This window comes from Vibrio sp. Isolate24, from assembly GCF_022398215.1.
Taxonomy (GTDB): domain Bacteria; phylum Pseudomonadota; class Gammaproteobacteria; order Enterobacterales; family Vibrionaceae; genus Vibrio; species Vibrio coralliilyticus_A.
Genome location: NZ_JAKEUU010000002.1, coordinates 594,035 through 616,637, shown reverse-complemented (window position 1 = coordinate 616,637; position 22,603 = coordinate 594,035). Strand labels below are relative to the sequence as shown.

Annotated in this window: 25 protein-coding genes; 5 read left to right on the top strand and 20 right to left on the bottom strand. The window is 42.8% G+C overall.

Going from position 1 to position 22,603, the window contains the following annotated elements; all coding sequences use genetic code 11:
- Positions 1 to 10: 10 nt before the first annotated feature.
- Positions 11 to 724 (top strand): 4'-phosphopantetheinyl transferase superfamily protein, encoded by a 714-nt coding sequence (locus L1D23_RS11150; RefSeq protein ID WP_239866308.1) that lies wholly within the window; start codon positions 11 to 13, stop codon positions 722 to 724.
- Between the two features lie 36 nt (positions 725 to 760).
- Here L1D23_RS11150 and L1D23_RS11145 read toward each other — a convergent pair whose 3' ends face one another.
- From L1D23_RS11145 to L1D23_RS11115, 7 genes are all read right to left on the bottom strand, one after another.
- On the bottom strand, positions 761 to 1,897 hold the full coding sequence (locus tag L1D23_RS11145; RefSeq protein ID WP_239866307.1) for a glycerate kinase: 1,137 nt from the start codon (positions 1,895 to 1,897) through the stop codon (positions 761 to 763).
- Between the two features lie 120 nt (positions 1,898 to 2,017).
- Positions 2,018 to 3,121 (bottom strand): sugar diacid recognition domain-containing protein, encoded by a 1,104-nt coding sequence (locus tag L1D23_RS11140; protein ID WP_239866306.1) that lies wholly within the window; start codon positions 3,119 to 3,121, stop codon positions 2,018 to 2,020.
- 146 nt (positions 3,122 to 3,267) lie between these two features.
- Positions 3,268 to 4,200 carry a LysR family transcriptional regulator gene (locus tag L1D23_RS11135; protein WP_239866298.1) on the bottom strand — a complete coding sequence of 311 codons (933 nt, stop codon included), beginning with the start codon at positions 4,198 to 4,200 and terminating at the stop codon, positions 3,268 to 3,270.
- Between the two features lie 165 nt (positions 4,201 to 4,365).
- Positions 4,366 to 5,277, bottom strand: a complete 912-nt coding sequence (locus tag L1D23_RS11130; RefSeq protein WP_239866297.1) for a VirK/YbjX family protein — start codon at positions 5,275 to 5,277, stop codon at positions 4,366 to 4,368.
- Between the two features lie 92 nt (positions 5,278 to 5,369).
- Positions 5,370 to 6,146 (bottom strand): outer membrane protein OmpV, encoded by a 777-nt coding sequence (ompV, locus tag L1D23_RS11125; protein ID WP_239866772.1) that lies wholly within the window; start codon positions 6,144 to 6,146, stop codon positions 5,370 to 5,372.
- An 82-nt stretch (positions 6,147 to 6,228) separates the two neighbouring features.
- Entirely contained in the window at positions 6,229 to 7,536 is a 1,308-nt protein-coding gene (locus tag L1D23_RS11120) for an ATP-binding protein (protein ID WP_239866296.1), read from the bottom strand.
- Between the two features lie 18 nt (positions 7,537 to 7,554).
- On the bottom strand, positions 7,555 to 8,274 hold the full coding sequence (locus L1D23_RS11115) for a response regulator (protein WP_239866295.1): 720 nt from the start codon (positions 8,272 to 8,274) through the stop codon (positions 7,555 to 7,557).
- Between the two features lie 598 nt (positions 8,275 to 8,872).
- Here L1D23_RS11115 and L1D23_RS11110 point away from each other — a divergent pair.
- Positions 8,873 to 9,070: a DUF2986 domain-containing protein gene (locus L1D23_RS11110; RefSeq protein WP_239866294.1), complete on the top strand. Its 198-nt coding sequence runs from the start codon at positions 8,873 to 8,875 to the stop codon at positions 9,068 to 9,070.
- Here L1D23_RS11110 and L1D23_RS11105 read toward each other — a convergent pair.
- The 5 genes from L1D23_RS11105 to nirB all read right to left on the bottom strand — a co-directional run bounded on the left by L1D23_RS11105 (position 9,050) and on the right by nirB (position 14,371).
- Positions 9,050 to 9,532, bottom strand: a complete 483-nt coding sequence (locus L1D23_RS11105; protein ID WP_006962420.1) for an NYN domain-containing protein — start codon at positions 9,530 to 9,532, stop codon at positions 9,050 to 9,052. The two genes, L1D23_RS11110 and L1D23_RS11105, sit on opposite strands and share 21 nt — an antisense overlap.
- Before the next feature lie 97 nt (positions 9,533 to 9,629).
- A complete protein-coding gene (cobA, locus tag L1D23_RS11100; protein ID WP_239866286.1) occupies positions 9,630 to 10,388 on the bottom strand; it encodes a uroporphyrinogen-III C-methyltransferase in 759 nt (252 codons plus the stop codon).
- Positions 10,389 to 10,512: 124 nt separating this feature from the next.
- On the bottom strand, positions 10,513 to 11,361 hold the full coding sequence (locus L1D23_RS11095; RefSeq protein ID WP_239866283.1) for a formate/nitrite transporter family protein: 849 nt from the start codon (positions 11,359 to 11,361) through the stop codon (positions 10,513 to 10,515).
- Between the two features lie 118 nt (positions 11,362 to 11,479).
- Positions 11,480 to 11,803 (bottom strand): nitrite reductase small subunit NirD, encoded by a 324-nt coding sequence (nirD, locus tag L1D23_RS11090; RefSeq protein WP_239866282.1) that lies wholly within the window; start codon positions 11,801 to 11,803, stop codon positions 11,480 to 11,482.
- Positions 11,804 to 11,815: 12 nt separating this feature from the next.
- On the bottom strand, positions 11,816 to 14,371 hold the full coding sequence (gene nirB / locus L1D23_RS11085; RefSeq protein WP_239866280.1) for a nitrite reductase large subunit NirB: 2,556 nt from the start codon (positions 14,369 to 14,371) through the stop codon (positions 11,816 to 11,818).
- A 672-nt stretch (positions 14,372 to 15,043) separates the two neighbouring features.
- Here nirB and L1D23_RS11080 point away from each other — a divergent pair.
- From L1D23_RS11080 to L1D23_RS11070, 3 genes are all read left to right on the top strand, one after another.
- On the top strand, positions 15,044 to 16,108 hold the full coding sequence (locus L1D23_RS11080) for a GGDEF domain-containing protein (protein ID WP_239866278.1): 1,065 nt from the start codon (positions 15,044 to 15,046) through the stop codon (positions 16,106 to 16,108).
- A 173-nt stretch (positions 16,109 to 16,281) separates the two neighbouring features.
- Positions 16,282 to 17,388, top strand: coding sequence for a M20/M25/M40 family metallo-hydrolase (locus tag L1D23_RS11075; protein ID WP_239866276.1), 1,107 nt, complete (start codon positions 16,282 to 16,284; stop codon positions 17,386 to 17,388).
- Positions 17,389 to 17,585: 197 nt separating this feature from the next.
- On the top strand, positions 17,586 to 18,107 hold the full coding sequence (locus L1D23_RS11070; RefSeq protein WP_239837067.1) for a hypothetical protein: 522 nt from the start codon (positions 17,586 to 17,588) through the stop codon (positions 18,105 to 18,107).
- 229 nt (positions 18,108 to 18,336) lie between these two features.
- Here the strand turns inward: L1D23_RS11070 and L1D23_RS11065 are convergent, their stop codons facing one another.
- The 8 genes from L1D23_RS11065 to L1D23_RS11030 form a co-directional block, all read right to left on the bottom strand.
- Complete coding sequence (locus L1D23_RS11065; protein ID WP_239866274.1) at positions 18,337 to 18,858, bottom strand: GNAT family N-acetyltransferase; 522 nt, start codon at positions 18,856 to 18,858, stop codon at positions 18,337 to 18,339.
- 5 nt (positions 18,859 to 18,863) lie between these two features.
- Positions 18,864 to 19,373: a GNAT family N-acetyltransferase gene (locus tag L1D23_RS11060; protein ID WP_239866272.1), complete on the bottom strand. Its 510-nt coding sequence runs from the start codon at positions 19,371 to 19,373 to the stop codon at positions 18,864 to 18,866.
- A gap of 23 nt (positions 19,374 to 19,396) precedes the next feature.
- Complete coding sequence (locus L1D23_RS11055; RefSeq protein WP_239866270.1) at positions 19,397 to 19,621, bottom strand: hypothetical protein; 225 nt, start codon at positions 19,619 to 19,621, stop codon at positions 19,397 to 19,399.
- A gap of 1 nt (position 19,622) precedes the next feature.
- The gene (locus L1D23_RS11050) at positions 19,623 to 20,393 is read right to left on the bottom strand and encodes a nucleotidyltransferase domain-containing protein (protein ID WP_239866268.1); all 771 of its coding nucleotides are present in this window, start codon (positions 20,391 to 20,393) and stop codon (positions 19,623 to 19,625) included.
- Positions 20,386 to 20,940, bottom strand: coding sequence for a GNAT family protein (locus tag L1D23_RS11045; RefSeq protein WP_239866267.1), 555 nt, complete (start codon positions 20,938 to 20,940; stop codon positions 20,386 to 20,388). The genes L1D23_RS11050 and L1D23_RS11045 overlap by 8 nt, the downstream gene beginning before the upstream one ends.
- 9 nt (positions 20,941 to 20,949) lie before the next feature.
- Positions 20,950 to 21,414, bottom strand: coding sequence for a GNAT family N-acetyltransferase (locus L1D23_RS11040; RefSeq protein WP_239866266.1), 465 nt, complete (start codon positions 21,412 to 21,414; stop codon positions 20,950 to 20,952).
- 72 nt (positions 21,415 to 21,486) lie between these two features.
- Positions 21,487 to 21,909 (bottom strand): DUF6232 family protein, encoded by a 423-nt coding sequence (locus L1D23_RS11035; protein ID WP_006961989.1) that lies wholly within the window; start codon positions 21,907 to 21,909, stop codon positions 21,487 to 21,489.
- A 157-nt stretch (positions 21,910 to 22,066) separates the two neighbouring features.
- Positions 22,067 to 22,585 carry an NAD(P)H-dependent oxidoreductase gene (locus tag L1D23_RS11030; protein WP_239866265.1) on the bottom strand — a complete coding sequence of 173 codons (519 nt, stop codon included), beginning with the start codon at positions 22,583 to 22,585 and terminating at the stop codon, positions 22,067 to 22,069.
- Between the last annotated feature and the right edge of the window lie 18 nt (positions 22,586 to 22,603).

The following is a 22,603-nucleotide window of genomic DNA, read 5'->3' as shown; positions in this document are numbered from 1 at the left end:
GATTTAAGAAATGAACACTCTGATTAAAAGCGAACAAAATTGGCTTCAAAGTCTTCCACACCTACCATTTACTGTTAATCAAATGGAACTGGTTGTTTGCATGGTTTCATACGATAAGTCTCTGTTTACCAAATCACTTTATTCAATTCGTGTTCTGCCCAATTCAATACGAAAGGCACATTTTTCACGTCAGGCTGAATTTGTCGCAGGCCGCACTGCAGCTGAAAACGCCATGGCACTTCTTGGTGAGTCGCACAAGATAGGCATAAATTTAGATCGCTCTCCCAATTTCCCATCTCACTTGACTGGCTCAATTTCTCACTGTGAAAACTACGCGCTTGCCGTCGTAGAGAGGAAGACAAAACTAGCGGGTCATCACCTAGGCGTGGATATCCAACGTGTTCTTTCAGATCAGGAAGTACAAGATACTCAGGCTTTTATTGCGAGAGAAGAGGAAATAGACTTGCTTGTTCAAACAGGTCTAAGTCGAAATGAAGCGGTCACATTATTGTTTTCAGCGAAAGAGTCACTCTACAAAGCTATCTGCCCTCAAGTTCAGGAGATCCTTGAGTTCGATGTCGTTCGTTTAGTGAAAAGTAGTAAAAATAGTTTAAGGTTCGAATCGAACCAATATCTGATTTCGAAGGGAATTTCTAGGACTTTGGAGAGTCACTATGCATGGTTTCAACAGTGTGTGATTTGTCTCTCTAAAGTGGCCGTATAAAGACGGCAGTGCTATCCACTGCCGTATTCGCTGAACCTAATGACTTATCTGATAAGTCCGAGCTACGTTTTCTGCAACATTTGCTAGGTTAGTAGCGGCTTCATCAAATGCTTCTTGCAGCGACATTGGCCTAGGTAAACAGGCATAGACAGCATCAATACCGTGCTCATAGACCGCTTGAAAATTATTCCCAGTACAACCTGCAATCGCAATAACAGGAAGATCAAATTGCTTAGCTAGCTTTGATACCCCTACGGGAGTTTTGCCATGAACCGTTTGGTCATCAATTTTACCTTCACCAGTGATTACTAAATTCGCGCCCATCAGTTTTGACTCTAACTCAACCGTGTCCAGAACAATCTCTATACCCGGCTTTAATACTGCATTAGCGTAGCCAAGTAAAGCCGCGCCCATTCCACCAGCCGCACCAGCACCAGCCGCAGTAAGCACAGCTACACCAGCACTTTTTTCCGTTACTTGACCAAAAATCTCTAAAGACTGATCCAGCAAGGCCACATCTTGCTCATTTGCCCCTTTTTGTGGTCCAAAGACAGCAGATGCACCTTTATCACCACAAAGAGGGTTATCTACATCACATGCGACGACCACTTCACATTGTCGTAGCCGCGGATCCAGATTGGAAGTATCAACACTTTCTAGGTTTGCTAGGCTTGCACCGCCAACAGGCACAAACTCTTCGCCTGTTTTATCTAAGAAAATAACACCTAATGCGGCAAGCATCCCAGCGCCAGCGTCATTAGTCGCGCTGCCACCCAATCCGACAATTAGCTTAGTTACACCTTGATTTAACGCGTGCTTAATCAGCTCACCAGTTCCGAAGCTGGTTGTGATCTTAGGGTCTCGTTTTTCTGCTGGGACAAGGTGTAAACCACTTGCTTCAGCCATTTCGATCACAGCGGTTTTGCTGTCACCCAAAACACCATAGAAAGCTTGCACCGGTTGACCTAATGGTCCTGTTACCTCAGTGAAGACTTTCTTCCCTGCACTAGCATCAATTAAAGACTGAACCGTCCCTTCCCCACCATCGGCAACTGGCACTTTGACAAACTCAGCATTAGGCCATACTTTTTCCAACCCTGTCTGGATTGACTGAGCAACTTCTATTGCGGATAAACTTTCTTTAAATGAGTCTGGAGCGATAACAATCTTCATATTGGCCTATTCCTTTCCACCGTTACTGTAGACATTATGGAACAAAACAAGAGCCACAACACTGTGCAAACTAACAAAATAAAATCATAATTAAACTTAATTATTGTATATTTGCACAATTTAACTAAGCTTACCAAGCTGAATAGCCAGATAAAGCTGCGCCATATGAGAGAAATCTGTTGTCTCAAATCCGGTGATTTCTGTGATCTTGTCCAAACGGTATTTAAGAGTATTTCGATGAATAAACAATTTGGAAGCCGTATCATTTGCGCTGCCATTAGCATCAAAGTAGGCCTCCAAGGTCGCGACTAGCTGGCCTGATTTATCATGCTCGGTCAAGGTGGCTATCATTTGTGACAGTTGCTCTCCCTGCCAAGTACCATGCAACGGTGCTAATAAAACTGGCAACTGATACTCTTCAAGAAGATAAACCGCATTCTTAGGGCGCGCCGCTTTGCCTATTTTCATTACCTGAAGCGCTGAGTGGTACGCGGTTTGCCATTCATCTAGACTGTGGGCAAACTTTCCCGTTGAGATCTTTAGATTTCGACATGGTATTTGCTCTAACCAATGAAGCCACTCGTTCACTTTGCCTACGCTCAAAGGCTGTTCAGTTGGAACAAATATAACTAAATGGCGAGCAGACAAGTGAGCGCAGAGATGATGTCCCGACTTTTGGTACAGATGCTCCGTAAGAGTTGTGGTTGAACTATCTTGATTTGGCATCTCGACCAGCAGTAGCTCCCATGAATCACTCGGATTCACTGAGATTTGTTCAGCACCATCACGCATTTCCGATGGGGTCAAACGCCCTGTTAAACAGGCTAGGATAAATTCATCTTTATATCGCCTGTCACGTTGAACTTTTTCCAGCAGGTCAGCTTGATCAATAATCAGCTCAGCCGTCATTGCCACAAGTTCAGCTACACCACGAATCTCACTAGGCTCCCCTGTAATCCCCACCACACCAAGGATCGCATTCTTATGCTTCAGTAACAGGTTAACACCGGGTTTAACCCCAGATAAGAGTTTGCAGTCTTCTGAAGTGACTTCAACTGACGCTTTTCTGTTTAACGCTAGCAATGCCCCGTCATGGGTCTGGCCAATGCGTGATTTCTCTCCACTCGCGACGACCATACCAGCATTGTTCATTACGTTAATGTTGTGACCAATAATCGGCATTGTGCGATCAACAATTCGTTGAGCAAGCTGAGCATCTAACATGATCTTCCCTGAACTCTTTGATTTTTAAACTTTAGAGAGTCTGACAGATCTCTACTCCTGCTCCTACAAGATTTTCATTGTTTTGCATAAAAGTGACAATAGAAGAAAATGAAACATATGCCAGTGGCATCAATTCAATCAATGACTCATGAAGCATCCACTTCAGCAGAAAAAGCAGCGATCAAGTGCTCCACAAACAGTTTGAGGCGTTTAGGTTGATATTTACGGTCACGGTAGACGGCATAAAGCTCAGAGTCATTCATTGAAGAAATGGGCTTAAAGTCGACGCGAAAATCTGGTAATAACACCTGCAATGCACCCATTTTTATATCAGTCTCAACATCTAACCTTGATTTAAGCGCAACTCCCACTCCTTCTCTAGCCCAATGACGTATTACCTCACCATCATCTGAACAGCGAAAACTCCACACTTGCTGGGATGAATTACTCTTAGACTCTCTGTGCTGAAAGTACCAAAGCTTCATCTCTTGCTCATTTCTCAGCAGAGATAAGCACTGGTGTGTTTGGAGTTGTTCAGGAGAATTGGGCCGACCATGGCAGTCAATATAAGCGGGTGACGCGACCAAAACACGTTCACTCACTGCTAGTTTTCTGGCAATCATGCCACTGTCGGGAGGAGAACCATAACGTATCTGAAGATCAAGGTTACTTTCCGACAAGCTAGATAAATTATCATGCAGTAATAGATGAGGCACAACTTTGGGATATAGCCGCTGAAAGGTATCGATAGCAGGCATAACGAACTGCTTCCCAATATCTTTAGGTGCTGAAATTCGTATTTGCCCCTCTATTTGAACAGCGGTGTTCTGCAATTTCGCTTCTGCTTCACGGACGCTTTCTAAAATCTGCAAACAGGACTCATAATAATTGAGGCCAGAATCTGTCAGCGCGATATGTCGCGTACTGCGATTGAGGAGTTTAACGCCGTGTCGTTCTTCAAGCCCTTGTAACCTTGCTGTTACAGTGGCAGGTGATAATCCAAGCTCTCTGCCGGCACTTGCCAACCCTTGATGTTTGACAATCAGAGTGAACAATTCCATATCCGCTAATTTATCCATATACCTTTTCACACCATTGTTCGGGATAGCTAAATTATAAATTTTACTTTCACTCAATTATCAATTAATAGCAAACAAATAAAATGCACTCATCGCCCGATAAAGTGAAAAAACGAATGATAGCCAACCTCTTAAACCACGTGAAAACACTTTCTATATCGATGTTCAGCCCAACAATTCATCTAGGCGTATTCGAATTGATTTTTGCATCTCTTCAAGCCAAGCGTAACGTTTTGTGTAAAGGCGTCGCTTGGCTTTTTTCAATGAGCTTGGATCTTTACGAGCAGGACAAAGAGGTATTTGATACAAATATTTTGATACCTCTACACCACCATATTCTGCCCACAATTCAGAATAGTTATACGTGATGCTTGAGCGCTTAGAGCCCGTATACCTTAGTGCTTGGTAGATATGGCCTTTGTTGGTAATACCATAAACCGATTCAACACCCCACTCACGTGCAAGTATCAGAAGTACCTCTAGCATAAGCGCTTTGGGGCGAAGCCCATGCATTCCGCGCGTCAGGCTTTTAATAATTTCACCACGACCAGTGATATGATCGCCTGGGCCTTGCAAGGCTCCAATGTGGATTTCTCGTTTTGGTGACGAAGAGATATTGAAGGCTAAAGTAAATAAATCCTGTTTATTTTCATCGACCAACTTCAAAGCCAAAGACCCTTCCCTTTCTGGACCCGCACACAGGATAAGACTGCAATCCTGAACATCCAGCAACCACCACCCTGCTTCCGAGTAAAAATCGAGGAATGCGCGTCCGTACATTTGGTGTAGCGTCTGAAAATGCTCATATATTTTTATGGCGCGTTGCTTAGGGCGCCACTGTAGACAAACAAATGGCTTTAGAGGCTTTTCAAACATCCTTGGATTTGTCTCTGTAATTGGACGAAAGTCAGGGTGTTCAAATAACCGCTGCATTTGTTTAAGCGCATTGGGTTTTAACATTGACCACAAACAGAAACGAGCGTTATATCGGACTTTCTTTAAACCATGGATTTCAGGATAAACCCTCTGTGCGACAAGCGGCAGAGATCGTATAAAAGTAAAATAATCGGACAGCATGGTTTCACTTAAATTCAGAATGGTGTGGAACTTGAAGAACGAAGGTATGTAAGCCTGACTAATACAGTCAGGCTTCGAGCGGAACTTTTTTATTAGAAGTGATAAGCGACGGTTGCACCCACCATCCATTGATTAGCACTATCAACAATCGGAGAGTCTGAGATATTGTCACCTAGGCGAGTGTAAGCTGTCGTTTGGGTAACTTCCCAACTGTCATTAATTGGCATGATCAGTTTATAACCTAGGTTATAAGAGACATTGCCACTTCCTTTATACGCCTTACGTGTTTGAGTCGCTTCTTTATCTTTAACACCAAAATAGTAATCGACGTAGTCTTTGCTCTGATAAGTTAAGCCCGCAAATGGAACAAGGTCCATGCGTCCTACACTCATAGGTAAGAAGTAAGTGACACCTGCAAGGTAACCATCATAAGTATCCGTCACGTCATGCTGAGCGTAAGTAGAGATGGTACCTTGAGATAAGTGGAAATCAGCATTAATACCCAAATCCAAACTCGCTTTGCGCTTATCCATCCCCTTTAGGAAGTCAGAGGTGTCATGGTCATACATCAAGCCAGAAGTACCCAAGTAACCACTCATATTGAACATGTCACCGGTATTCCCAAGGAATCGGTAGTTGACCCCTTGCAGGCTCGCATTGAAGTCTTCGCCTTGGTAACCAAAGTTACCAAGAAGCGTCGCATTATGTTTTTGGTCCTTGTAAAGGTCACTAACCCCAGCAACACCTAACTCAGCAATCCAACTATTTTCCTTGGTATAGATATTACCGTTGCGAATGTAAGTATCGCCTGCTGCATGTGCCGCAGTCGCAGCAACAAGCGTAGAGATTAGAATGGTCAATTTTTTCATCATTTTGTCCTTGTGTTAACTTGTTATGAACACTGTACAAAACAATTAAAACTGACAATATATTGACTTTGTCACTCGTTTGTCATCGTTTGTCTGATTCCTCTGACAAACGAGGTAAACGTAATACAAACTTGGCTCCACCTAACATACTAGCCCCCACTTCTGCGTGTCCACCATGGCGTTCAGTGATCAATTTTACGATCGCTAACCCCAAGCCAAACCCTGTATTGGTCTTATTTCGAGAAGGGTCCGCACTATAAAATGGATCAAAGATGAAATTCCAATGATCAGTAGGAATACCTGGACCGTCATCTTCGACAATGATCAAAACGGCATCGTTCTCTAACATGGCGGAAAGGCGTATCTTCTGTTCGGCATAGCGCAGCGCATTAGACAACAGGTTATTAATAGCACGCTTAAGCAACGCACTATCGCCTTTAATGAATAAGCTGTGCTCAACTTCTACTTTAACCATCTCAGCTTTTACATCGGGCAGTTTATTGGTCAGCGCATGCATAAATTGGTTGAGATCAATTGCTTCAATGTTAAGCACTGAGTCCGGACGTTCAACTTTAGCGAAGTAGAGAAGCTCATCAACCATTTGCTCCATCTCTTCCGTGTCTTCAATAATACTGGCAACCTTTTCATGTTGATCTTGAGTGAGGCTCTCGTCTTGAAGCATTTCAGCCTGCCATTGAATACGAAAAACGGGAGTTCTTAAGTCATGAGCAACAGAATTTGTCAGTGAACGGTTACTGGTAATCAGATCGGATATTTTATCGGCCATATAGTTGAAACTGTCGTTCAGCGATCCTACTCGATATCGACTGCCTGTTGGCGCTCTTGAGTTAAAGTCCCCTTGTGCGAACTTCATCGTCGCCTCCTCAAGAGTACGGACTCGCCGGCTTAGGAACCAGATCAACCCAGAGGTGTAGATAAAAAAGCCGCCTAAAATAAACCCCCAGAGAATGTCATCGTCAAATTCAATGGCTTTACGAAGATTGGACTCCACATCAGGTTGAACTCTATAAATAACATCAGGAGACGACAGCATGAACCAAAAGTCACGCTCACCATCGTAGAAAGTGAATGGGTGAATACGATCATTGTCGAAGTAGTTTTTTACTTCGTCAGGCACATCAGAGCTAGGAAAAACAGTCAAAGTTTTTGCGGTATTATCGATGAATTCTTTCAAAACGGCCAAGGCATTCTCCTTGCCCTGATGGTCTGAAATCGTCATCAACACCTCTCTAAATGCAGCTCCTTCTAGGTCTTCTAAAACAAAGTCATAATCTGTGTTCAATTGATAGATGATGATTTCATACGCAAACAAACTTAGGGTGAACAACACCAATAATCCGAAAAATGCCTCAATGTAAATTCGGCGCATACACCCTTACCCTCAAATTTATGACCAGCTATCTGGTACGAACAAGTAACCTTTGCCTCTAACAGTGATGATGCGTTTCGGTGTGGTAGAGTTATCACCGAGTTTTTTTCTTAAACTCACCACTTTGTTGTCAACAGTACGATCTAAACCATCATACTCAATACCACGTAATCTCTGAGTCAGGACATCACGTGACAGCACTTCGTCTGGTGAGCTGGCCAATATCCACAACAGATCAAAATCACTGTCTGACATACTGACTTGGCTGCCTGCTAACGTGCAGATCTTACGCGCATGATTCAGGCTTAACTGACCATAAGTCAAGGTATTCGCCAGTTTTGACTCATTCTCTGTTGTTGATTCTCCAACAGGGGCTCGTCGCAGTAACATACGCATTCGGGCAAGTAAGACACGTGGCTTGATTGGTTTACTCACAAAGTCATCCGCACCGATTTCAAGCGCCGCAACATGGTCAAAATCATCATCACTTGCTGTCAATATTAATACTTTACCGGAGTATTTCGCTCGAATCTGTCTACAAATTGTCAGGCCGTCCATTCCCGGCAGCATCAGATCAAGCAATAATAAGTCAGGTTGTCGCTCGACAATTGCATCAATAGCGCTACTTCCATCTTCAAAAGTCGTGACATCAAAATCTTGTTTAACGAAGTATTCTTCCAACATAGAACGTAGCTTTACATCGTCTTCAACTATAAATAGGGATTGCAAAGAGCTCATCAACCATTTACCAGAATTCTGAAATTTGAGGTGAGATAATATTAGCGCAAGGCTATCAAAGTTGCCTTATCAAAAGTGCGCTTAACAAACTTATTTTGAACACAGTTCAATTATGAGACAGGCCTTGATTCATATAGACAGATACAACATAAGCCATACGTTTGAAATTAGGTTAGTGGAAGCTTAAATGAAGGCTAATTTTCCTTCTAAACAGCGCTACTTTGAGTTTAATTTTAAAGCGCTAATTTTCTAAAAAGCATAAATCATCCTTAATGACTAATATTCATCGCAACAAATCGGTAGGGTGAATTGTGCGAAGTAACAGTAAATTGCTCACTTACGGCGTCCTGTAGTTTGTTGTTACTTCATTCCCTACAGAGCTAGCTTGGACATTAAGACGTGATTAGCTGTGTGTTTTTTGGGGGCCCTTCTCGCCCCCGTTTTTTTGAGCTTTCATTCCCTTTCCCCACCTATTTTAATAACCCCCATGCCAAAACAGATCAGATGAGTCAGTGGGGCCACGTATCCAAATAGGAAAGATGAAGAGTCAAACAAAGTCTGTTACTATGCGCGCCCCTCTGAATACTGGGCGACAGTGATGAACCGTAAGAAGAAAATTAACCAGATCCTAAAATCGAAACAGAAGAAGCAAAACGCGAAGCTACATAAAAGCAACAAACCTCGCTACATTTCTAAAGCGGAACGAGCGAAGCTTGAAGCAGAAGAAAAAGAGCAGCAAGCCGCTGCACAAGCGGAAAATGAACAAAGCGCAGACTCAGGTTCGTCTGAGCAATAATTCTTCTTCAATCGGGATGAACTTATCGCACACGTCGATTAGTGACTGTGCGCTAAGGCCCGGCACACCAAACACATCCACTTTGGTACCAAACCTTTCCTGGACTCGTTTGACTAACACATCAAAGTCACCATCTCCAGATAACAGAATGACTCGGTCAACCTTGCTGGCAGCTTCGTACACATCCAGAGCAATACCCACATCCCAATCGCCTTTGGCGCTGCCATCTTGTCGTTGAATAAATGGCTTCAGTTTAACGTTAAAGCCAATACCGCGAAGGATATGATGAAACTGTCTTTGTTTCGGGTCATGTGAAGCAATCGCATACGCATGAGCCTCAGTGACGTCTCGACCTTCCGTTGCAACGTACCAAAACTCATTGTAGTCAAAGTTTGCACGGTACTTTTCTCGTGTTGTGTAGTAGATGTTCTGGACATCAACGAAAATGGCGACTTTTTCCATCAGGAATCCTGTTTAATCAATACCGCAGGCATAGTAACAGTTATTGAACTCAAGCTGTTGGTTTTCTATGGATTCTGATGCGATAGGCAAAAACTCTTTAATTAAACCATTTCAGCTTATCGTGCAGCGATGTCACGCTACCAACAACAATAAGTGCAGGGCTGACTGCTCCCTCTGCCAGCTTGGGTAAGTCTTTTAGTGGCCCAGAGAATACACGCTGTTCGCTGCGTGTTCCGTTTTCAATAATGGCGCAAGATATCTGCTCATCCAGACCATTTTCGATAAGCTTGGTGGTAATTCGCTGGCTCTGCTTTAGACCCATATAAAATACCAGTGTGTTGTTAGATTGGGCCAGTGATTGCCATTCAATTTCTCGACCATCTTTTTGCACATGACCAGTAATAAACTGAACGCTCTGTGCATGATCACGATGCGTTAAAGGAATGCCAGCGTAAGCAGTCGCGCCAGCAGCCGCTGTTATGCCCGGTACCACTTCAAAGTGAATTCCGTGGATAGCCAACTCTTCCAGCTCTTCACCACCACGACCAAAAATGAATGAGTCCCCCCCCTTGAGCCGAACAACACGTTTTCCTGCCAGTGCTTTTTCCACCAAGATCTGGTTGATTTGATCCTGAGGCACGCAATGAAAATCAAGCTTCTTGCCGACATAGACCATCTCAGCTTGAGGATTGGCTAACGCCAATATTTCTTTAGAGACAAGGCGATCATAAACAATCACTTCTGCTTGCTGTATTACACGATAGCCTTTCACGGTCAGTAAATCTGGGTCTCCAGGGCCTGCGCCCACAAGAGAAACAAAGCCGCATTTTGGAGAAGAATTGGGATGAGTAGTCATAGCTGGGCCTGTTGATTCAAATTTGGATATAAGAAGTAGCACTCAATCATCAATCGCGACTTTTTATTGCCAAACTCACAATAGCTCTAAAAAGCCCCACGGTATGTCATGGGGCCATATCGATTTATTTCGCCATAACTGGCTTAGCTTTAACTTCCTGCTCAGAATCAATGGCAGGGGCAGTTTTCGCGTGAGTCAGGTAAAGAGGAATACAAGTGAACAACAAGCCACCGACAATGTTACCCAGAATCGTTGGAATAAGGTTGAAGTTCAGCCAAGTTGCAATACCAAAATCGGCCCCAAGAATCATACCCAGTGGGAACAAGAACATGTTCACAACAGTATGCTCAAACACCAAGGCAAAGAAGATGAAAATCGGTAACCACATGGCTGCGATCTTGCCAGCCACACTGCGAGCCGTCATATTACCAATCACACCAAGGCAAACCATCAGGTTACAGAAAATGCCACGGACAAAACAGGTAATCCATCCGTCCATTCCCATATTTTCAAAGCCAACGGTACGTGCTGTTGATACCGCGATAAATTTCTTAACTACTGCATTCGGGTCCAACGTGAAGTTGCCTGTTAGAGAGATAGCAACCAGATAAGCGACAATCAGAGAGCCGATCAAATTACCTAGGCCAACCCAGCCCCAACAACGGAAAACGCGGTGCCAAGTGATACCTGGTCGGTTGTCAAACTTGGCAAGAGGTGCGAGGCCAAAAACACCAGTGACCAAATCGTAGCCCATCAGGCTGAGAATACAGAAGCCAACTGGAAACACTAGCGCACCGACAATACCAATACCTGTCTGTACAATAGTTGTAATGGCAACCACAACGGCCAAAGATAAGATGATACCCGCCATTGTGCCGCGTAAAACCAAATCACGTGTACTGGTTTTAGTTTTCGCTTCGCCAACATCGATCATAGTTTGTACGAATTCGGCAGGTTTTAATGCAGAAGACATAGCTGCGTCCTTATTAAAATTGAAAGTTAAAATTGAATAGTGAAAGGTTCGTTGCTTTACCTGTTCCCAAAAGGAAAGCAACAAACCTTTAAGCTATTAAATCTCGTTTAATGCCTTGCTAAGCCGATACTTCAACCTGCCCTTTAACAACCCGTGTTTTGTATGCTTTAACACTGAACTGTTCATCTTCCATACATACACCCGTTGATAGGTTAAAACGCTGCTTTTTCAGTGGGCTAGCGACCCACAACTCTTGGTTGTGCTCGACGATCAATCCACGAGAAAGGACATTCGACTGGTAGAACGGATCAGTGTTGCTGATTGCCATCACTTCTTCAGCATGAGAAGGACGGAAAATGGCGACCTGCTCCCCAGAAACCAACGCACACACGCCAGTGCCCGGGACGATGTCTTCAATACTGCATACTTTTGTAAATGCCATGATGTTGTCTCCCTAAACTAACTCGACGTGAAGGATGTCACCCTTCTCTTCTGGATGCTTCTCTGTGTACGTCGCCGGACGGTGCTGTTCACGCTCTTGGACAAAGACAACGTTGTCATCGCGCTCATCACTGTTAATGAAATGTGCGAAGCGTTTTAGCTGGGCTTCATCGTTGATGGTATCAGTCCATTCGCAACGGAACTCTTCTACTAGCTTGGCAACATCAGCTTCCAGTTGAGCATTGATACCGAGTTTGTCATTGACGATGACTTCTCTCAGGTAATCAACACCACCTTCCAGATTTTCCATCCACACAGAAGTGCGTTGCAGTGGCGCTGCCGTACGAATGTAGAACATCATGAAACGGTCGATGTATTTGATGAGGGTGTCCTTATCGAGATCGCTCGCTAGAAGGTCAGCGTGTCTTGGCTTCATTCCGCCATTACCACACACGTACATGTTCCAGCCGGCGTCTGTCGCGATAATACCTAAGTCTTTACCTTGAGCTTCTGCACATTCACGCGTACAACCCGATACACCGAACTTCATCTTGTGCGGAGTACGAATGCCCTTGTAGCGGTTTTCGATCATCACACCAAGACCAACAGAATCTTGAACGCCATAACGACACCAAGTTGAGCCTACACAAGTCTTTGCCATGCGAAGCGCTTTGGCATAGGCCTGCCCTGTTTCATAGCCTGCAGCGATCAGCTTCTTCCAAATCGCAGGTAGGTCGTCTTTTTGAGCGCCAAACAAGCCGATACGCTGAGCACCGGTAACTTTAGTATAAAGGTTGTACTCCGCAGCCACTTCAGCCAATACCTTAAGTGCCTCAGGCGTCACTTCACCACCCGCCATACGAGGGATCACAGAGTAAGTACCGTCTTTCTGCATGTTGCCGAGGAAGTTATCGTTGGTGTCGTGAAGCTTGACCAGTTCAGGCTTTAGAATGTGCTCACCCCAGCAGGACGCGAGGATTGAGCCTACCAGTGGCTTGCACACTTCACAGCCGTAGCCCTTACCATATTTTTCCAACAGCTCATCAAACGTTTTGATTTCTTCAATACGGATAAGGTGGAACAACTCCTGACGAGAATAAGCAAAGTGCTCACACACATCATTTTTTACTTCGACACCCGCTTTAGCTAATTCAGCGTTGAGTACAGAAGTCACCAGTGGAATACAACCACCACAACCCGTACCTGCACCAGTTACCGCTTTGATATCGCCGATAGTGTGATGACCTTGTGCCACGGCTTCAGCAATCTTGCCTTTTGTCACATCAAAGCAAGAACAGATAACCGCTGATTCTGGAAGCGCATCAGCGCCTAACGTTGGCTTTTCTGCCCCAGCGTGAGCCGGAAGAATTAACGTATCAGGATGCTCTGGAAGCTCGATTTCATTGAGTTTAAGTTGCAGCAAATCGCCGTAATCTGACGTGTCCCCTACCATAACAGCGCCAAGCAGCTTTTTACCATCTTCGGAAACGATAATTCGCTTGTACACTTCCTGCTCTTCGTTTTGATAGACGTAGCTCTTGCATCCCGGTGTACGCCCATTTGCATCACCAATTGAGCCAACTTTCACACCAAGCAGTTTGAGTTTCGCAGACATATCTGCGCCTTCAAACTTGCTGTCGTTTCCTAATAGGTGATCAACGGCGACTGTCGCCATCTTATAACCTGGAGCGACAAGGCCGTAAAACGTGCGATTCCAAGATGCACATTCACCAATAGCGTAGACATTTTCGTCAGTTGTCTGACAGAAATCATTAATCTCAACACCGCCACGTGGTGCTATGCCTAACCCCATTTGGCGAGCAAGTTTATCTTGTGGGCGAATGCCAGCAGAAAACACAATAAAGTCCGTCTCCAACTCGCTACCATCAGCGAATCGCATGACATTTCTTGCTGTTTTGCCTTCTGGTGCAATCTCTAGAGTGTTTTTGCTAACGTGCACCGTTACGCCCATACGTTCAATTTTCTGACGTAATTGATCACCACCAGCCTGATCTAACTGTTCAGCCATCAATTTCGGAGCAAACTCCACCACATGGGTTTGCACACCTAGTGCTTTCAGTGCACCTGCGGCTTCAAGGCCAAGTAAACCGCCACCAATAACGACACCAACTTTGCTGTTCTTGGCACATGCTTCGATCGCTTTGAGATCTTCGATTGTACGGTAGACAAAACAGTCTTTGCTTTCGTGGCCTTTAATTGGTGGAACGAAAGGAAACGACCCTGTGGCCATGACAAGTTTGTCATACTGAATTTCACGCCCAGTGCTTGAATAAACCGTCTGCTTTTCTCGGTTAATATTGATGGCACGCTCACCAATCAACATGTTGATATTATGCTTTTCGTAAAAGCCTTCTTTTACAAGAGAAAGCTCATCAGCAGTATGATGGGAAAAGTAAGAAGAGAGATGGACACGGTCATAAGCGACGCGAGGTTCTTCACAGAAGACAGATATTTCATATTGAGAAACATCCGTCTTCTCAACAAGGTCTTCTATGTAACGGTGCCCGACCATGCCGTTACCTATAATGACCAGCTTCAACTTGCTCATAGTACTTCCTAAGGGTTAGGTTTTTATCACTATGTGCATTGTTAAATGTGAAAGAAAATTAATACATGATGTAAATCAATTACAAAATCAAACTACCCTAAAGGGGTAGATTAAAGACTAAACCCATAAAAATGTGTATATAAATTACATTAATGAATTAATGTTCCCATAGAAAATCAAGTAATATCTCTTTCTGCTAACACGGCTTTACAAGCCGCTGCTTGTCTATCAAAGCAAAGAATAGACTTGTTACTCTTTATTACCAGGAGTTAACGACAAAGAAATCACGAAAAACTGGTCTATTTGGCCTATAAATCTTATTAATGATACAGACTTCGCCTCAATCTAGCTCACAATTAGTATTTATTCACACTTTGTCGCATTTTTGTGACTTCAGTAAGAAAATAAAATCATTAACAACAGTGATATTAGTTCCACTATTTAACAATTTCTTGATTGAGTTTAGAATGGGAAAATAAAGATGAAAACTGATTATTTTACCGGCAATACATTTACTTGCGCACATTTTACTCGCATAGTTTTAATAAACAGTGTCATCCATAGTCTTAAAAGTGTGATCTTTGTTCAACATTATGCTTGATTCCACATGTGAAAAGCATACTATTGTTTGATATTCATACTTGGGCATATTCCTAGACAAGGCTACTCAGAATGGAGCTAGACATATTTAACCCTTCCAGACAGTTACGTCGTGCAGTCTTGTTCTGGCTGAGTATGCTTCTAGCCCTAATATCGCTGATTATTGCCACTATAAATGTGTTTTTTGGCATTTATCACCTTCTTGCTATCGTTCAGAGTCTTTTTTGTAGCTTTTCTCTTTATATCGCATTTAACAGTTATCGGAGTTCTGCATCTCTCCTGCTCTCTAACTGTTATGTTTACTGTATTATCGGTTTGATTTATTTCACCACACTGGTGTATCCCATTGAGCACGGCTTGTTTGTTTGGAGCTTTCTTTATCCCGTTCTGTTTTATCTCATTTTAGGTAAACGCTATGGATTCCTAGCCACCTTAGCAGGCTTTATCAGCCAGCTGTTTTTGGTCGCGGATAAATCCATCTCTGGCCATGTGACCGCTCACTATGAACTAATCATCAACTTTGCCCTCGCCTACCTTAGCGTCTGGTTAGCAAGCCACATTCTAGAGGTCAAAAGAAAAACATCGGAAGCCTCTCTTGGCCAACTCGCTTCTCGTGATGCGCTAACTAGTGTGTACAACCGCCATGCCCTCATCCACAACTTCGATCGATATCGCCAAGAGAGTAAAACATTGCCTTTGTCACTATTGGTTCTCGATTTGGATTATTTTAAGCAGGTGAATGATGAGTTTGGTCACGATATTGGCGACAAGGTCTTAGTACAAACAGCCGCCTTGATCGATGGGTTAACTGACGAACATTTGGTCTATCGTATTGGCGGTGAAGAATTCTGCATTGCTCTACACAACACGAATATCCAACATGCGATGATCAAAGCTGAACAGATCAGAATGGCGATTGAACGCTATCGATTTAACAGCAATGACCAACCTATCTCCCTTACAGCAAGCATTGGAATTTATCAGTGTGATCTGTACAACGACCTAGAAAGCGTGCTTAAAGAAGCGGATAAAGAATTGTATAAAGCCAAAAAGAACGGGCGCAATCAAGTTATGGTATGTAATCAAAAAAATCAACCGTCGCGACTTACTCTTAATATCGATCATAATAAAGCCTAGGTTCATCGGCAAAGTGAATCTGTAAATACCAGAATCATAACCCAAGAAAATCCGACCCTAAACAAAACAGCATTTTACGTCATAAGCCTTGCATTTATTGATTTAACTCAGAGAACCATGCCATATGGCAAAGATATGGTAACGACCTCTGTTCCCGAAAAGGTCATACAATAATGAGTGAAATAAACCGCGAACGTCTGATTGAGCATTTTTGCCAACTCATCAAAATCGACAGTGAATCACGTAACGAAAAACAAATAGCTGAAGCACTTTCAGAGCAACTGGGTAATATGGGGTTTACTGTACATAAACTACCGGTCCCCGATGAGGTGTCGAATGGTTTTAACCTCTATGCCCGACTCGATGGCAGCATAGAGGACAGTGTTGTTTTGAGCAGTCATATGGATACAGTCACACCCGGTATAGGTGTCGAGCCTGTTATTCAAGACGGCATTATTCGATCCAAAGGCGATACTATTCTTGGCGGTGATGACAAATCTGGCATCGCTGCCATTATGGAGGCTGTACGCTGTATCCAATCTTCTGGTTCAGCCCACAAAACCATTGAGCTTGCATTTACTGTCCATGAAGAAGGTGGGCTATTTGGCTCCCAACATTTTGATATGTCATTCATTACTTCAGATAAAGCCATTGTGCTAGACACAGGAGGCCCTATCGGCACAATTGTCAATGCCGCACCAGGTCAACAGAAGATAATCGCGACAATCAAAGGCAAACCTGCTCATGCTGGATTAGCCCCAGAAGAAGGGATAAGTGCTATCCAAGTTGCAGCAGAAGCCATCAACAATATGAAATTACTCCGCATTGACAATGAAACAACTGCAAACATTGGTATTGTAGAAGGAGGACATGCGACTAACATCGTTATGCCAGAACTCAAAATTGTAGCTGAAGCACGTTCACTTAATGATGATAAGTTGACGCAGCAAGTTTCTCATATGATTGAAACATTTGAGCAAGCCTGTCAGCAACACGGTGCTGACGTAGAGATTAAATCCACTCGCGCATACAATGCATTTGTTATTGCAGACGATCATCCGCATATTGAGTCCGTTAAAGCATCATTCGAAGCCATCGGCGCCACACCTTACACCAAAGGCACAGGCGGTGGCAGTGATGCAAATAACTTTAACGCGAAAGGGTTAACAACAATCAACGTTTCAACAGGTATGGCAAAAGTGCATACTACTGAAGAATATATCGCAGTTGATGATATGGTAAAGATATCTCAATTTGTCAAACACTATCTCACTCATTAAATATCACTAAATTAGAGCCAGCTTATATTACTGGCTCTTAACACACCTTTCTTGATTAAATATCACTCAGTAAAGTAGCCATTAATATCTGATTACTTTCTCTCCACTATTTCTCAGATATTTTATAGTCAATAATATTGATAGCATAAATATAGCTTGTTAAACTGCACCGTCTTAATAACAATACATGCATAATAATGTTTATAAGAACTGCATTACTCACCGTCATTTGTGCTTTTTCTCCGTTGTCATTCGCAGAATCCTCAGAAAAAGGAATAACTGAGCAAATCTATCACTCTGGGAGCAATTACTTATCTGAAAGCTATGATGCTTTCTCACCCAATAACAGAACTTTTGAACTTGTTTTGAAAGATCAAGGTTCCGATAAAACCGTGGTATTTCAGAAAAACGAAAAGTCCGATTTAGTGCGGATATACGCGACTAACTTAAACAAAAGTCATTACGTTACTAGGCCTATATCAGGCAAGATTCAGATTCGTTTTAGCCAAGACCCAGACGTCTATGATCTGACCACCAATCGTCACTACATCAGGCCCACGCTAACTCGTCTAAGTAAAGAAAGAGATGCCAAGCTGTTCGCGAGTTTAAAATCTCGTAAGGTAATGTTCGTAAAGCTCGACGTGTTAGGTAAAGAACACGTATTAAAAATTAATATTGATAACCTAGAAGAACTCTTAAGAATGGGAACTTTTATCTAATATCTATATTAAAAAATTCATTAATGAGCTTATGTTAAAGTTAAAAAGTAATATAAGCTCACTAATGGCCATTTTAAATAGTCTATTCTCTACCAGTAATTACTCAAAAATTAATTGATAGATTAGAAAATTAAAAACTAGAAAATAACCGTATAACGAATAGCCTGATAAACAATATGCACCCGAAAATATTGACAAAACAATCAGCTTGTTCTCTACAGCCAGCCATTTACTCCCTACACGGTATCCAGTACCTTGCCAAAAGGTTGGGAAACACTTTACCCATAATAATGTTTTCTAATTGACCGCCATTCGCTTCAATCACTTTTCGGGATGGCCAGTTATCATCATCTGCAGTCACAAGTACTTTGGATATCCCCAGTTTACGAGCTTCCGCCAATGCTAACTTCAGCATCATCTTACCGTTACCTTGGCCTCGGAAATTGGGGGCGATATCATACCCGATATGGCCGGCTTCAGAAGAAAGAAATTCATTTTCAATATGATGACGAATACGAATGGCTCCACGAATACTCTGATTCTCATCAATCAACCAAAAATGGCTACAAGGGACGTAACCCGGTTTTAAATCAATACCCAAGGATTCATTGGAAAGTTGATTTACGTAGCATTCGATATCACTCTCACCTTCCGCATAGTAATCTGCGTTTTCAGGATCGTTGTGCTTGAAATCTTGGTAGAATCGAGAAAATGCCTCTTTGAACTGCGATGAAGGGGGGATTAATCTCATCAATTCTATTCCTCACTCTCAGAATTATTTTTTAGACCATATTGATAGAAAACAACTCGTTGTTCGTTCATGGACTGTTTTACAAAGCCAAGCTTTTCTAAAAGCTTCAACGATGCAATGTTTGACTCATCAACACCAGCTACGAGCTCTCTCCAACAACTTTTGTTCGCAATAGAATCAATAAACCCAGTAAGCAGCTCACTAGCCAACCCTTGCCCCCAGTACTCTTCTGCGAGTAAATAGCCGATATGAGCACTACCGCTGTCTTGATAGACAAATACGAACCCTGCTAACGCACCATCGTTAGCTCTCACTACGTAAAGCAAGCTTTCATCATTCATTTTGCTTAACCAGATCTCTGCTGATTCATTAGATCTGACTTGGTGAAAGTACGGTGGTAAATTCTCAACAACCTTTTCTGTCAAGGTTGCTTGAATTTCAGATAGAAAATGAGCATTGCGGTCACCATCTTTAAACTGCTTTATGGTTAACCTGTTTGTACGATATGCTTCCACCGGAACCTCCCTTACTATTAAACTCATCTGTGTTTACGGTGCTTTTTAGCTAACCTTTCGTTGCCCCGCTTGTAATTGCCAGTGACTCTCGCCATTAGTTGCTGTTGGTCATGATTTGAGAGCGCACTAACCTTCGAAACGAATTCAGATGCCTGTTTTCCACGCAATATGGCAACAATCTTACCGTTACGCAAAATCCTCAATTCAGCCCGATTCTCTTCAAAGGAAAAACCTAGGTCAGATCCCATATTAATACTCCTCAACTTCAAACTGATAAGCGACTCGTCTACCCCACCCGTTTGCCAATTGCTCAATATCCTCAATACTATAGGGTTGACCTTCAACCATGCGTAGCGCAAGTTCAGCACTTTGTGATTCTTTTGGATAATGGTGTAATACGGCTTTTGCACACGACGTTATCTCCACGTGCCAACTGTTGTCCTTTTCTGCGATCAAGGTGTAAGCGCTGCGGAGGATCTTCTTAGCCAACATTTTACCAATATACTTATGGTTAGACTCATTAAGCTCATTACATGCTTGAGTAATGAAAGATAAGAGATCACCGTTGAGAGCAAAACCGATTTTTCGGTTTGGTTTCGACAGATGGAATTTCTGGGACAAATCATCACCTGACACACAACAGCAGCAGTGCTTTAACCAAAACTGCCAGTGATAAATTTCATTTGGAGAAAGGATTGCTTCTAGGTGGCCAGGATCGAAGTCTATCTTGCTGAAAATAGTTAACTCTTGCTCTAATTCTGATTTGGTGACCTCAAGTTTTCGTTCGGTTTCAAGATCTAAAGGCTTAGTGAAAACAATAGATAAGTCTAAATCTGACTCAAACTCAACCGCAGTTCCCCTAGCAACACTCCCATATAGATAAAGGCTATGAATTTTGCCTGAAAAAGTGTCACGTAAACAGCTAACCACACGGTCAACTGACTGCCTAAACGCGGGCTGAATATAGGCGACTGAACAATGATTAAGAATGTAACCTTGCTCGTCCAACCCGTTATTCATTGGTTTCATCAAGTTTGTCACGCCACTCTTGTTGTAATATTGCCATAACTACCGTGTCCCACCAGCGCCCTTTAAAATATCTGTTCTCTTTGAACACCGCTTCTCTGCGCATACCCAAGTCAGAGCAAAGCTTAAGAGCCGCGCGGTTTTCCTTAATCGTTTCGGCGTATATCCGATGCACATTAAGCTTACTAAACCCATAATTTGCCAAAGCCGTCGCGGCTTCATGAATCAAACCACTTCCCTGAAATGAACGTGCTATTCCACATCCCATCGACGCATTATGTTCATCTTCCAATCTCAAGCATACCGTACCAATAAAGATGCCTTGCTGTTTATGCTCTATTGCAAGTTGGTAACTTCTTCTTGGTATTTCGGCAGCCTGTTGAATAAACAATTTGGTCAATTGACGGTATTTTTCTGCTTTGCTGTCCGCTTCGTCATAGAAACGTTGATACTTTACGTCTTGAGATATCGCCACAAACGCGGTTTCATCTTCTAGCGACATGTCTCTGATAACAAGTCTTGGTGTTTCTAGCCTAAACAATTGCTTTCCCTAAAGGTGCTTTTCCATAACAAAATTGGTCAGTACCTGACCACGCATCTCAACCTGTTGCTCTTTCACTACTTTAAACCCCATCCGCTCATAGAAAGGACGAGCAGTAATGCTCACCTCCGAGTAGAGGCGGCTGATACCCTTGTCGTTCGCAACCTTTAGCACATGCTCCATAAGCGCCCGACCAACGCCCTTACCCTGAAAAGCGTGATGACAAAAGAAATGATCAACTAATCCGGAATCTTGCAAATCGGTATACCCCGCGACTTGACCGTTCATTTCAGCGATGTAAGGGTTAATTTGGGACATTGTTTTTTTCCATGTTTCAATGTCCCATCCTTCTGGCGCCCATGCTTCAACCTGATCCTGACTGTAATGCTGGCGATTTACATTTCGGACTGTATGGAAAAACACTTCCCAAAGCGCTTTAGCATCTTCTGGCTGATATTGACGAATAGTGATCATAACGCTCCCCTTAGATTGCAGGTCTTTGTTATAACATAAAAAAAGCTCGCTAATCATTAGCGAGCTTTACCTTTAAATAGCAGCCTGTAGCTTTTCTTCAACCTGTTTTAAAATTTGGTATTCTTCTTTATCACAGCCACGAACAATCGACACCCAGTGATCACCCGTTTCATCAGTTCCTTTAAACTCCGCACGCAATTCATACTTACGCCACGTAACAAAGGCCATAACGAGGGTTAACGCTAAAGTATACAGTCCGAACTGAGGAACAAATGCCCATGTAGCTGCAGACAACACCAATGCCAAAGATAACACTCGAACAATATTTTCTTTGATACCTAATCGACGAACTTCAAAACGCTTGATTTTGCTCAACTTATAAGCGTCAGACTTAACCACTAACTCGTTAGAAGTAAGCATGAAGTCTTGCTCGCTTACCGTTCTGCGAAAACGAAACAAATCCACTAGCTTGTTACTATGAGTGATTTTACTCATCACTTTTCTCCATGTTATGAAAAATGTACAAAAACTACGATATACATGGAGTTACTTATGAGTACAGAGAGATTTATAAATCAAGAAAATACAAAAGGCAAGAATAATTGTGCGAATCTGCTAAAGATAAGTCCTATGTTACAAAGAGTTAGCTACATCAGACCTTAGAGGGCTCTCGACAAATACTCTCACTAAACCATTCAGCAATGGCACGAGCTCGCCCAAGGTCTCCTTCTTCGCTAACAGGAAGATAAGCAAAGCCTCTAAACTCAAGCTGCATGTAGCGAGCAGTAAGCTTAAAAGGTTCAATAAAACAATCTGGCAATTCATGATTGTAGCCAGTCGAGATAACAGATATTTCCTTACCTTTCAGCTGGCGTCCAAGTGGCTTTTCTATGGTCAACAGATCTGACAAGCGATCGAAGAACACTTTCAGTTGTGCCGACATGGAATACCAATAGACGGGCGAAGCGAACACAATGTGATCATAGGTGGTAAGCATGCGAATCAAAGGAATAAAATCATCGCTGCGATTTTCGTGTAGATAGTCATAATAAGAGAGCTGGTAATCCGCTAAATCAAACACCGCAGCATTTGTCATCTCAACAAATTTATTCACTAAGTGACGCGTATTACCATCTGTTTTCGACGTCCCCAAAACCACTGCTACCTTCATTAGAATTCCCTCTAGTTT